The organism is Nocardioides sp. (assembly GCF_014360585.1).
Taxonomy (GTDB): domain Bacteria; phylum Actinomycetota; class Actinomycetes; order Propionibacteriales; family Nocardioidaceae; genus Nocardioides.
Genome location: NZ_JACIXG010000007.1, coordinates 105,506 through 117,715 on the forward strand (window position 1 = coordinate 105,506; position 12,210 = coordinate 117,715).

Genomic DNA, 12,210 nt, shown 5'->3' on the forward strand with positions numbered 1-12,210 from the left:
GACAACCATGTCCGGAACTCGGCGCGTGCCGACCGTGGCGGCCCGGCGACGCAGGCGGCGCAACCGCAGCGATGTAGGCTGTCGGCACTTCCAACAGCTAAGGACGATCTGAACCCCGATGGACGGACCGCAACCCGGCCAATATCCACGCTCGCTGCGGCAATCGAGGTCGGCCTGATGACCGAGTTGCTGTTCATTCTCCTGGCGCTGCTGCTGGTCGCCGCCTGTGGAGTGTTCGTGGCAGCCGAGTTCTCTCTGGTCACGGTCGACCACGCCCAGGTGGAGATGGCCGCCGAGCAGGGCGACAAGAGTGCCCAAGGCGTGCTCCGCGCGATGAAGGAGCTCTCCAGCAACCTCTCCGGCGCGCAGGTCGGCATCACCGTGACCAACCTCGGCATCGGCTGGATGTCGGAGCCGGCGATCGCCGAGCTGATCGATGACCCGTTGCTGACTGCAGGACTTCCCGAAGGTGCAGTGACGCCGGTCGCTCTGACGGTCGCACTGACGCTCTCCACGATCGTGACGATGCTCTTCGGTGAGCTGGTCCCCAAGAACCTCGCCCTGGCGCTACCGCTGCAGACCGCGCGCGTCACCCAGGGCCCGATGCGGGCCTTCACCAGGATCATGCGCGGGCCGATCAAGGTGCTCAACGGCACCGCGAACGCCATCGTGCGCCGCTTGGGCATGGAGCCGCAGGAGGAGCTGCGCTCCGCGCGCAGCTCGGCCGAGCTGTCCTCACTGATCCAGCGCAGTGCCCACCAGGGCACCCTCGACGCCGACACCGCCGAGCTCATGGAGCGCTCGGTCGAGTTCGGCACCCGCACGGCGGGGGAGATCATGACCCCGCGCGTACGCGTCAACAGCCTCGACCACAACGACCGCGCCGAGGCGCTGATCGAGCTCACCCGACGTACGGGAAACTCCCGCTTTCCGGTGCTCGACGACAACGAGGTCGTGGTCGGCACCGTGCACGTCAAGGCCGCCGTGGCGCTGCCGGTGCACGAACGCTCCACGGCCAAGGTCAAGCACCTCATGGTGCAGCCGGTCGTCGTCCCCGACTCGCTCCGCCTGGACCCGTTGATGGCCCTGCTGCGATCCGAGGGGTTCCAGCTGGCCGTGGTGCTCGACGAGTACGGCGACCAGGCCGGCATCGTCACCCTCGAGGACGTGATCGAGGAGATCGTCGGCGACATCGCCGACGAGCACGACCCGCTCAGCGCCCGGGCCCGGCTGCGCCGCGACGGCAGCTGGTCGCTCTCGGGGCTGCTCCGTCCCGACGAGGTCGAGGACATCACCGGTGTCTCCCTGCCCGAGGGCGAGGACTACGACACGATCGCCGGCCTGATGCTCAGCCTGCTGGGCCGCATCCCTGAACGCGGCGCGAACGAGGAGCTGGCGGTCCCCGGAACCCCACCCCCGGACTCCGATGACGACGACGTGTACGCGAGGTTCGTGAGGCTCACCGTGGAGGTCATGGACGGGCGCAGGATCGACCGGATCTCGATGAAGGTGATCGGCTGATGTCCACCACTATGGGGCTGCTGCTCGGCCTGGTGCTGCTGCTCGCCAACGGATTCTTCGTCGGCTCGGAGTTCGCCCTGGTCTCGGCCCGGCGCAGCCAGATCGAGCCCGCCGCCCAGGCCGGCTCGCAGATGGCCAAGATCACCCTGCGGGCGATGGAGAACATCAGCCTGATGATGGCCGGCGCCCAGCTGGGCATCACCGTCTGCTCAGTGCTGCTGCTGGCGATCACCGAACCGGCGCTCGCGCACCTGCTCGAGCCCGGCTTCGACCTGGTCGGCCTGCCCGAGGCGTTCCATCACCCGGTCGCGTTCGTGATCGCGATGCTCGTGGTCACCTACCTGCACGTGGTGGTCGGCGAGATGGTGCCGAAGAACATCGCGCTGGCCGGTCCCGACAAGGCCGCCCTGGTCCTCGGCCCGGCGATCTACGCGGTCGTCTACGTGCTGCGGCCGATCATCGTCGCCTTCAACTACGTCGCCAACATGTGCATCCGGGCGCTCGGCATCGAGCCCAAGGACGAGGTGAGCTCCGCGTTCACCCGCGCGGAGGTGGCCGCCATGGTCGAGGAGTCGCGCGGCGAGGGCCTCTTGGAAGAGGACGAGTACGGCCGCCTGGCCGGCGCGCTCGGCTTCACCGAGAAGACGGTGGACAAGGTGACCATCCCCATCGCCGACTGGACGATCGTGCCGCGCGGTGCCTCGGGTGCCGACATCGAGACGGTGTGCGCCGCCACCGGCTACAGCCGGTTCCCGGTGGCCGAGGAGAGCGGCGACCTGGTGGGCTACCTGCACATCAAGGATGTGCTCGAGCCTGATGACGTACGCCGCCGGCAGCCGGTCCAGAACAAGTGGATCCGTCCCTTCGCGACCGTCTCCCCGGACGACGCGCTGCACGAGACGCTCGAGACCCTGCAGCGCCGCGGCGCCCACCTGGCGCGGGTCGTCCGCGAGGACGGCACCACCATCGGGCTCGCGACGCTGGAGGATGTCATCGAGGAGCTGGTCGGGGAGATCCGCGACGCCGCACACGCCGATGAATCCACGGCTACCGAGTAAGCACTAGGGTTTGTCCGTGCCCAACCGTCGATTCGGTGATCCCCGCCTGCAACCTGGCCGGAGCTCGCGTCCGCGACCGCAGGGCTCTGCCGACCGCAACCGGCCCGTGCTCGGCAAGCTGCTCAGCATCCTCCGCCTCGTCTACGCGCCGGTGATGCTGTGGGCCGTGCTGATCGCGAAGGACGACACCATCGCGCTGGCGGCGTTCGGTCTCGCGGTCGTCACCGACCTGCTCGACAGCTGGCTTGCCCGCAAGGAGCTCGGCCGGCGCCGCTCGGGAGAGCTGCTCGACGTGGCCGCCAACACGGTCTTCGTCCTGGCCGCGACGTTCGCGCTCTGGCAGATCGACGTGATCCCGTGGCCGATCGCGCTGCTGGTTCCGCTGCGGCTGCTGGGTCTGCTGGCGATGGTCCCGGCGCTGCGCAGCCGCGGGGTGCGTACGCTGCCCGTCCATCTCCTCGGCAAGGTGGCCGCCTTCTGTCTGCTGGCCTCGTTCCCGTTGCTCTATCTCAGCCATGACATCCCCGAGAAGCTCGACCTCGGCCTGGAGCCGGGCCTGCCGATCCAGCTGGCGCAGGCGTTCGGCTGGGCGTTCGCGCTGTGGGGGATTCTGCTGCTTTGGTGGAGCCTGGTCCTCTACGCTCAGGAGGTGCGTCGCCTGATGGCCACCACGCCACCGTTGGAGAAGGGCGGGGCGTCTCGTGCCTGACCTGCCTGACCAGATCCCCGGCGAGGACTTGCGCGACTACGTCACCAAGCCGCTCTTGGACCGCATCACCGACCAGGCGGTCGACTCCGACTACAAGGCCGCTGCCGCACGGCGGGACCCCTCGGAGGAGGAGCCCACCCGACGCCGCCGGCCCGGGCTGTGGGCGATGGTCGTCGTCGGCCTCTTCGCGCTGCTGGCCACGACCGCCGCGGTGCAGACCTCCCGCAACGAGGACGTCCGCCAGACCAGCAGACAGGTCCTCATCGACCGCATCGAGCAGCGCCAGGAGCGGGTCGCCGGCCTGCACCGGGAGATCTCCGAGCTGAGCAAGGACACCCAGCGCCGGGAGGCCACGCTCAACGCACTCGGGCAGCGGGCGGAGGCGGCGTCCGCGGCAGCTGCCGCTACCGCGGAGAGGACCGGGTTCGCCCCGGTGACCGGCTCTGGGATCAGGATCACGATCGACAACGCCTCCGACGGCTCCGAGGGCGGCACCGTGCGCGACTACGATCTCGCCGTGATCGTCAACGGGCTGTGGCAGGCGGGTGCGACCGCGGTGGCCGTGGACGGCCAGCGGGTCACCCCGCGCAGCGGCGTGATCACCTCCGGCGCCACCCTCCGGATGAACGACGTCTCGCTATCGCCGCCATATGAGGTGTCAGCCATCGGTGACACGCGTACGCTTGCCGCACGATTCGCCGAGACGGTCTCCGGGGCGATGATCCACACGACGACTCAGGACTACGGAATGCCGTACGAGGTCGAGAACATCGAGCGGCTCACCCTTCCGGCGGCGCCGTCCGCCCTGCTGGAGCTGACCCACCTCGGGACCGAGTCCGAGGACAAGGGCTCCAAGGGCACCAAGGGCTCAGCGAAGCCGACCAACACCGACGAAGACTCTGAACAGAACAGCGAAGGGGACCGCGAAGAATGATCGCCGTCATCGGCCTAGTGATCGGCATCGTGCTGGGGCTGCTCTTCCAGCCCGAGGTGCCAGTCGGCCTGGCGCCTTACCTGCCGATCGCCGTCGTCGCCGCGCTCGACGCCGTCTTCGGTGCCCTGCGCGCGTTCATGGACGGCATCTTCGACGACAAGGTCTTCGTCGTCTCGTTCATCAGCAACGTCGTCATCGCCGCCGGCATCGTCTACCTCGGAGACCGCCTCGGTGTCGGTGGCCAGCTGTCCACGGGTGTCATCGTGGTCCTCGGCATCCGGATCTTCACCAACGTCGCAGCCATCCGGAGGCACATCTTCCATGCCTGACCGGAAGAGGCGGCCGGCGGTGAAGCGGACCGCGGCCAAGCGGACTCCTGCGAAGAAGACTGCGGCGAAGAAGCCTGCCGTGCCCGCGGAGGAAGCCGTCAACGAGGACGTCGCCGCGCCCGAGGACGAAGGTACGCCGCCGGCTGAGCCGGATCCGAGCGGTGAGCCGGCCGAGGCGACCGACGACGCCGAGGGCGCGTCCGAGGAGACGGCCGAGTCCGAAGCGGCGAAGGCGGAGCCCGACGAGCCCGCGGTCGAGTCCACGGACGAGTCCACGGACGAGACCGATGCCGTGGAGGAACCTGCAGCGGCGGAGCAGCCGGCGGTCGATTCAGCTCGAGACGAGGTCGAGCCTGACGAGACTGATGAGAGCGTCGAGACGGTCGAGACGGTCGACCCTGATGAAGCGGCGGAGGCGGAGGAACCCGCGGCTGAGAAGGCCGACGAGCCTGCTGACCCCGACACCCGCGAGGACGAGGACGTCCCGAACGATTCCGACGAGCCCGACGAGTCCGACGAGTCCGACGAGTCCGACGAGCCCGACGAGTCCGGCGAGGTGGCCGAGGTCGCTGAGCCCGAGGAGCCGGAGAAGACCGAGGAGCCCGCTGCCACTGAAGAGCCCGAGGAGGAGCCCACGCCGCTGGTCGGCCGGGCACGGCTCTTCGACGCGCTCACCCACTTCCGGCGCGGCCAGGTGGCGGTGGCGGTCCTGCTCTGCATCCTCGGTTACGCGGCCGTGGTGCAGGTCCAGACGAACACCGAGGACTCGACGTACGCCGGCCTGCGAGAGCAGGAGCTGATCGACATCCTCTCCGGCCTGGCCGGGACGACGCAGAAGGCCCAGGAGCAGATCGAGGAGCTCGAGGCGACCCGCGACGAGCTCGAGGACCAGACCCTGCAGCAGCAGACGGCGCTGCAGCGCGCCGAGGAGCAGGTCGACACCCTCCGGGTGATCGCCGGGACGGTGCCGGTCAGCGGGCCCGGCATCACGATCGAGATCGACCCCGGTTCCGACCCGCTGCGGCTGACCGCGCTCCTCGACCTGATCGAGGAGCTGCGTACGAGCGGTGCCGAGGCGATGGAGATCGAGGGGGCCGACGGCGAGGCCGTTCGGCTGGTCGCGTCGTCCTCGATCGAGGTCAACCAGCCGACGCCCGGTCTCGACGTCGGCGGCGAGATGATCAGCCCGCCCTACCGTCTCCAGGTGATCGGGCCTCCCGACACGCTGGCCGGTGCGATCGACTTCTACCAGGGCCCGCAGGACCAGCTCGAGGAGCAGGGTGCGGAGGTCGAGGTGGAGTCCGAGGAGAAGATCGACATCGAGTCGATTCACACCGTGTCCCGCTGAAGGTTTCGACAGTGCGGCGCAGTAGGGTTTCGTACACCGGCTCCGCGGGACGATCAACCGCTGCCAGACCAGTACGCCTGATGAGGAGATTCCCGTGTACCCCGAGGACCTGAAGTACACCAGCGAGCACGAGTGGCTGCGCAACCCCGGCGAGACCGAGGGGTCCGTACGGATCGGGATCACCAACTACGCCCAGGACGCTCTCGGCGACATCGTCTACGTCTCGATGCCCGCCGTCGGCGACACGATCAAGTCCGGCGAGAGCTGCGGCGAGCTCGAGTCGACCAAGTCCGTCAGCGACATCTACGCGCCGATCTCGGGCGAGGTCGTCGCGGTCAACGGCTCGCTCGACGCGACGCCCGAGCTGGTCAACGACGACCCCTACGGCGGTGGCTGGCTCTTCGAGATCAACCCGGCCGATCCTGCTGAGCTGGAGAGCCTCCTCGACGCCGCGGCGTACGAGGCATCACTCGACGCGTAAGTCAACCGAACACCTGGGCCGACCTGATAGGTTGCGGATACCATCCCTCAACGTTCACTTGAGGGTATGTGCCCGGCCCTCGATGAACCTGGAGCTCAAATGTCCGTGTGCCCCGCTTGCGGAAGCCAGAACCCCGACCAAGCGCGGTTCTGCTCGCAGTGTGGCGTAAGCCTGACCGGGACCGACCAGACCTCGACGATCCAGCTCGGAGCTGACGCCGACACCTCTGACCGGGTGCTCAGCCCGATCGAGGCGGCCACCGTCGAGGCGCTGCCGCGGGGCAACGGCATGCTCGTCGTCCAACGCGGTCCCGGTGCCGGAAGCCGCTTCCTGCTCGACCAGGACACCGTGGTCGCGGGTCGCCACCCGGACAGCGACATCTTCCTCGACGACGTGACCGTCTCGCGTCGCCACGCGGAGTTCGCGCGCACCGGTGACACGTTCGAGGTCTCCGACGTCGGCAGTCTCAACGGCACCTACGTCAACCGCGACCGGATCGAGAAGTTCGTCCTCAAGGACGGCGACGAGGTCCAGGTCGGGAAGTTCCGGCTCGTCTTCTACGCCGGGCACGAAGGGGCGTAGTCATGGCCGCAGCCGCGACGCCTGACCCTCAACGGCCGGCTAGCGACTCGGGGGAGCGGCTCAACATCGGGCAGGTCCTGGACCAGCTGCGCCCCGACTTCCCGACGGTGACCATCCCGAAGATCCGGTTTCTCGAGGACAAGGGACTGATCAAGCCGGAGCGTACGCCCGCGGGCTACCGCAAGTTCTCCCGCCGAGACGTGGAGCGACTGCGCTACGTCCTGCGGATGCAGCGCGACCACTACCTGCCCCTCAAGGTCATCGGCGAGCACCTCGACGCGATCGACCGCGGCCTCGAGCCGCCGGAGATCGAGCCGACCGTGCCCACGGTGCCGACGGTTGCCCTGACTCCCGACGGCACGCCGGGGGCCGAGTCGTTCCGGCGTACGGACAACATGAGGATCTCGCGACGCGAGCTCCTCAAGATCGCCGAGGTCGACGACTCGCTGCTGAGCGAGCTGGAGAAGATGGCGCTGGTGGTCCCGCTGCGCAGCGGTCACTACGACACCGCCGCCCTCACGATCGCGCGCACGGCCAAGGAGCTGGCCGCGTTCGGCATCGAGCCCCGCCATCTGCGCGGTATGAAGGCCGCCGCCGACCGCGAGGTCGGTCTCATCGAGCAGATCGTGGCGCCGCTGCGGCGTCCCGGCAACGCCGGAGCGCAGGGCAGGGCCGAGGAGATCGGCAGCGAGATCGCCTCGCTGGCGGTGCGTCTGCACGCCACCTTGGTGAAGTCGGGCCTGCGCGAGCGCTGAGGCTGCTCAGCCGACCGGGTAGGGTGGACACATGCGCGAGGTCGATGTGCTCGGAGTCCGAGTGGAGATGCCCTCCAACCAGCCGATCGTGCTGCTGCGCGAGGTGGCCGGTGAGCGATACCTGCCCATCTGGATAGGCGCGGTCGAGGCGACCGCGATCGCCTTCGCCCAGCAGGGTGTGGTGCCGCCGAGACCGCTGACCCACGACCTGCTCAAGGACGTCCTGGAAGCGACCGGCAACGAGCTGACCGAGGTGCAGATCACCTCGGTCACCGACCGTGTCTTCTATGCCAACCTGGTCTTCGCCTCGGGCGTCGAGGTGAGCGCGCGGCCCTCGGACTCGATCGCGCTGGCGCTGCGTACGGGCACCAAGATCGTGGTCTCCGACGAAGTCCTCGACGAGGCGGGCCTCGCTGTCCCGGCCGAGCAGGAGGACGAGATCGAGAAGTTCCGCGAGTTCCTCGACGAGATCACGCCCGAGGACTTCGAGTCCCACTGACCCTAACTCTCAAGTTGAGATTGAGAGTTAGCGGCGGCGACACGCCGGGGAGGGTTCTTTGACCAGGGCGCTTACGGCGCTTACCTTGTAATTGTCTCTGTTGTAACTCCAACGGTGTGGTCCCCCCGCCGCAGCCGTTCATTCCCCGAGTGGAGTTACGCACAACGGAGTAGACGATGGAGGACATCGTGTTCGACCACGAACAGAAGCCCGGCCACGGCGCCGACGACGCGCAACGCGCGGCGGAGCAGGCTGACGAGCAGGGCCTTCTCTTCACCGACGATGTCTCGACCCTGCCCAGCGACACCGGTTACCGCGGACCGACGGCCTGCAACGCGGCCGGGATCAGCTACCGCCAGCTCGACTACTGGGCCCGCACCGGGCTCGTCGAGCCGAGCGTGCGCGGCGCGACCGGCTCAGGCACGCAGCGGCTCTACTCCTTCCGCGACATCTTGATCCTCAAGGTCATCAAGCGTCTGCTCGACGCCGGCATCTCGCTGCAGCAGATCCGTGCCGCAGTGCAGCACCTGCGCGAGCGCGGCACCGACGACCTGACCCGCGTCACCCTGATGAGCGACGGCGCCTCGGTCTACGAGTGCACCAGCAACGACGAGGTCATCGATCTGCTCCAGGGCGGACAGGGTGTCTTCGGCATCGCCATCGGTGGTGTCTGGCGCGAGGTCGAGGGGACTCTCGCCGAGCTCCCCAGCGAGCGTACGTCCGAGGACGGCGAGCAGGTCGCCTCGATGTCCGACGAGCTGGCCGCCAGGCGCGCCGCCCGCACCGCCGGGTGAGATAGGACTCAGTCGACACCGGCCCCTGAGGCCCCGCGAAGGCGGGGCCTCAGGGGCTCGTCCTTTATGCTGGGGCTGCTGACCATCCCGCACGGGAGAGCCCCACGTGTTGGGGCGCCGAAGGGGCAATTCCTCCCCGGAAACTCTCAGGCACCCACGACTGTGCGGACCAGGCAACTCTGAAGCCGTGCATGTGCGGTGACAGAGGGGGAGGGCTTACGAGTTGTCTTAGATGCCCTCAGGAGCCACTGTGTCCGACACGCCCACCCTGTCCGAGCTCGATGCCGCCTCCCCGTTCGTGGAGCGCCACGTAGGGCTCTCCGCCGCCGACGAGAAGACCATGCTCTCGCGGCTCGGGTATGACTCGGTAGCGGAGATGATGGACGCCGCCGTCCCGGCCGGCATCCGGTCGGTCGAGTCGCTCGACCTTCCGCGCGCGCTGTCCGAGGCGCAGGTCGCCTCGCTGGCGAGGGAGATCGCGGCCTCCAACAAGCCCGGCGAGGCGATGATCGGGCTCGGCTACCACGCCACCGTGACGCCGCCGGTGATCCGTCGCAACGTGCTCGAGGACCCGAGCTGGTACACCGCCTACACGCCTTACCAGCCCGAGATCTCCCAGGGCCGCCTCGAGGCGCTCATCAACTTCCAGACCATGGTCGGCGACCTGACCGGCCTGCCGGTGGCCAACTCCTCGCTCCTGGACGAGGGCACCGCGGCCGCCGAGGCGCTGGCGCTGGTGCACCGGGCCAACCGGAAGGGTTCTGGTCCGTTCGTCATCGACGCCGACGCTCTGCCGCAGTCGATCGAGGTCGTCAAGGTGCGTGCCGAGGCGATGGGTCTCGAGGTCGTCGTGGCGGACCTCTCCGAGGGCCTGCCCGAGGGTGACCTGATCGGCGTGCTGGTGCAGTACCCCGGCGCCTCCGGTCACGTGCCCGACCTCAAGCCGGTCATCGATGCCGCCCACGAGCGGGGCGCGCTCGCGGTGGTCGCCGCCGACCTGCTCGCGCTGACCGTCCTTGAGGCGCCCGGCACGCTCGGCGCCGACGTCGTCGTCGGGTCCACCCAGCGCTTCGGCATCCCGCTCTTCTACGGCGGCCCGCACGCCGGCTACATGGCGGTCCACGAGGGGATCGAGCGGCACCTGCCCGGTCGCCTGGTCGGCGTCTCCGTCGACGCCGAGGGTCGGCCTGCGTACCGCCTCGCCCTGCAGACCCGTGAGCAGCACATCCGCCGGGAGAAGGCGACCTCCAACATCTGCACCGCGCAGGTGCTGCTGGCCGTCGGCGCGTCCATGTACGCCGTCTACCACGGTCCCGCGGGCCTGCGGACGATCGCGACCCGCACCCACCGCTACGCCGCCGTGCTGGCCGCAGCGCTCCGGTCGGCCGGGCTCCCGCTGGTCTCGGAGACGTTCTTCGACACGCTGGGCGTCAGCGTGCCCGGGCGGGCGGCCGACGTCGTCACCGCCGCGCGCCGGTTCGGCGTACACCTTCGTCTGGTGGATGCCGACACCGTCGGCATCTCCACCTCGGAGGCGACCACGCGCTCGACCCTCTCGGCAGTGCTCAACGCCTTCGGCGTCTCGGGCGTGGACCTGGAGGAGATCGACCGCACCTCGGCCAGCGCGCTGCCCGACGCGCTGCTGCGCACCACCGACTACCTCACCCACGAGGTCTTCAACACACACCACAGCGAGACCCAGATGCTGCGCTACCTGCACAAGCTGGCGGGGCGCGACTACGCGCTCGACAAGGGCATGATCCCGCTCGGCTCGTGCACCATGAAGCTCAACGCGACCACCGAGATGGAGCCGATCTCGCTGCCCGGCTTCGCCGACCTGCACCCGTTCGTCCCGGCTGAGGACGCTGCCGGCTACGCGCGTCTCGTGGGGGAGCTGGAGGGGTGGCTGGCCGAGGTGACCGGTTACGACGAGGTCTCGATCCAGCCGAACGCGGGCTCGCAGGGTGAGTTCGCGGGCCTGATGGCGATCCGTGGCTACCTGGACGCGCAGGGGGAGGGGCACCGCAAGATCTGCCTGATGCCGTCCTCGGCGCACGGCACCAACGCCGCCTCGGCTGTGATGGCCGGGATGAAGGTCGAGGTCGTGAAGTCGTCCGAGGACGGCACCGTCGACCTCGACGACCTGCGGGCCAAGCTCGACGCCCACGGCGAGAACGTCGCCGCGATCATGGTGACCTACCCCTCGACCCACGGGGTCTACGAGGAGGGCATCACCGAGGTCTGCGAGCTGGTGCACGCGGCCGGCGGCCAGGTCTACATCGACGGTGCCAACTTCAACGCGCTCCTGGGCTACGCCAAGCCCGGCGAGTTCGGCGGTGACGTCTCCCACCTCAACCTGCACAAGACCTTCTGCATCCCGCACGGCGGTGGCGGACCGGGTGTGGGTCCGGTCGCGGTCCGCTCCCACCTGGCCCCCTACCTGCCTTCGCACTCGCTGCACCCCGACGCCTCGAAGCGTTCGGGCATCGGCGCGATCTCGGCGGCTCCGTACGGCTCGGCGGGCATCCTGCCGATCTCGTGGGCCTACGTCCGCCTGATGGGTGCCGAGGGCCTGACCCGGGCGACCTCGGCGGCTGTGCTGTCGGCCAACTACGTGGCGGCGCGGCTGGGCGGGCACTTCCCGGTGCTCTACCGCGGTGAGACCGGCCTGGTCGCCCACGAGTGCATCCTCGACCTGCGTCCGATGACGAAGGAGACGGGTGTGACCGTCGACGACGTCGCCAAGCGGCTCATCGACTACGGCTTCCACGCGCCGACGATGTCCTTCCCTGTCGCCGGCACGCTCATGGTCGAGCCGACCGAGTCCGAGGACCTCGCCGAGCTGGACCGGTTCATCGAGGCGATGATCGCGATCAAGGGTGAGATCGACCGGGTCGCCTCGGGAGAGTGGACCGCAGAGACCTCGGTCCTGCGCGGTGCTCCGCACACGTCTCGTGCGCTCGTCGGCGAGTGGGACCGCCCCTACTCCCGCGAGGAGGCTGTCTTCCCCCGCGGCATCGACCCGGACAAGTACTGGCCGCCCGTGGCTCGGATCGACAACACCTACGGCGACCGCAACCTGATCTGCTCCTGCCCGCCGGTGGAGTCCTTCGCCGAGTAAGCCCGTCGGTCGAGCCGCCGGAGCCGCTAAGCGGAGGCGTGTCGAGACCAACACGGTTCGTATGCGACCGTGTTGGTCT

General features: G+C 68.9%; 12 protein-coding genes and 1 riboswitch. All 12 genes read left to right on the forward strand.

Going from position 1 to position 12,210, the window contains the following annotated elements; translation table 11 throughout:
* Positions 1–177 precede the first annotated feature (177 nt).
* The 12 genes from H5T77_RS04415 (at position 178) to gcvP (ending at position 12,131) form a co-directional block, all read left to right on the forward strand.
* Positions 178–1,521, forward strand: coding sequence for a hemolysin family protein (locus H5T77_RS04415; RefSeq protein ID WP_292645569.1), 1,344 nt, complete (start codon positions 178–180; stop codon positions 1,519–1,521).
* Complete coding sequence (locus tag H5T77_RS04420; protein WP_292645572.1) at positions 1,521–2,579, forward strand: hemolysin family protein; 1,059 nt, start codon at positions 1,521–1,523, stop codon at positions 2,577–2,579. Before H5T77_RS04415 ends, H5T77_RS04420 begins: the two co-directional genes overlap by 1 nt.
* 16 nt (positions 2,580–2,595) lie before the next feature.
* Positions 2,596–3,288, forward strand: coding sequence for a CDP-alcohol phosphatidyltransferase family protein (locus tag H5T77_RS04425; protein ID WP_292645574.1), 693 nt, complete (start codon positions 2,596–2,598; stop codon positions 3,286–3,288).
* Entirely contained in the window at positions 3,281–4,222 is a 942-nt protein-coding gene (locus tag H5T77_RS04430; protein WP_292645576.1) for a DUF881 domain-containing protein, read from the forward strand. Before H5T77_RS04425 ends, H5T77_RS04430 begins: the two co-directional genes overlap by 8 nt.
* The gene (locus H5T77_RS04435; RefSeq protein WP_179657782.1) at positions 4,219–4,551 is read left to right on the forward strand and encodes a small basic family protein; all 333 of its coding nucleotides are present in this window, start codon (positions 4,219–4,221) and stop codon (positions 4,549–4,551) included. The genes H5T77_RS04430 and H5T77_RS04435 overlap by 4 nt, the downstream gene beginning before the upstream one ends.
* Positions 4,544–5,899, forward strand: coding sequence for a DUF881 domain-containing protein (locus tag H5T77_RS04440; RefSeq protein ID WP_292645580.1), 1,356 nt, complete (start codon positions 4,544–4,546; stop codon positions 5,897–5,899). The genes H5T77_RS04435 and H5T77_RS04440 overlap by 8 nt, the downstream gene beginning before the upstream one ends.
* A 94-nt stretch (positions 5,900–5,993) precedes the next feature.
* Complete coding sequence (gcvH, locus tag H5T77_RS04445; RefSeq protein WP_366816608.1) at positions 5,994–6,380, forward strand: glycine cleavage system protein GcvH; 387 nt, start codon at positions 5,994–5,996, stop codon at positions 6,378–6,380.
* Between the two features lie 99 nt (positions 6,381–6,479).
* Positions 6,480–6,962, forward strand: a complete 483-nt coding sequence (locus tag H5T77_RS04450) for an FHA domain-containing protein (RefSeq protein ID WP_292645582.1) — start codon at positions 6,480–6,482, stop codon at positions 6,960–6,962.
* A 2-nt stretch (positions 6,963–6,964) separates the two neighbouring features.
* The gene (gene ftsR / locus H5T77_RS04455; protein WP_292645583.1) at positions 6,965–7,717 is read left to right on the forward strand and encodes a transcriptional regulator FtsR; all 753 of its coding nucleotides are present in this window, start codon (positions 6,965–6,967) and stop codon (positions 7,715–7,717) included.
* A 31-nt stretch (positions 7,718–7,748) separates the two neighbouring features.
* Positions 7,749–8,216 (forward strand): bifunctional nuclease family protein, encoded by a 468-nt coding sequence (locus H5T77_RS04460; protein WP_091042032.1) that lies wholly within the window; start codon positions 7,749–7,751, stop codon positions 8,214–8,216.
* A 176-nt stretch (positions 8,217–8,392) separates the two neighbouring features.
* Complete coding sequence (locus H5T77_RS04465) at positions 8,393–9,010, forward strand: MerR family transcriptional regulator (protein WP_218860707.1); 618 nt, start codon at positions 8,393–8,395, stop codon at positions 9,008–9,010.
* Positions 9,011–9,092: 82 nt separating this feature from the next.
* A riboswitch (glycine riboswitch) is annotated at positions 9,093–9,183 on the forward strand.
* 59 nt (positions 9,184–9,242) lie between these two features.
* Positions 9,243–12,131, forward strand: coding sequence for an aminomethyl-transferring glycine dehydrogenase (gcvP, locus tag H5T77_RS04470; RefSeq protein WP_472850333.1), 2,889 nt, complete (start codon positions 9,243–9,245; stop codon positions 12,129–12,131).
* The last annotated feature ends 79 nt before the right edge of the window (positions 12,132–12,210 follow it).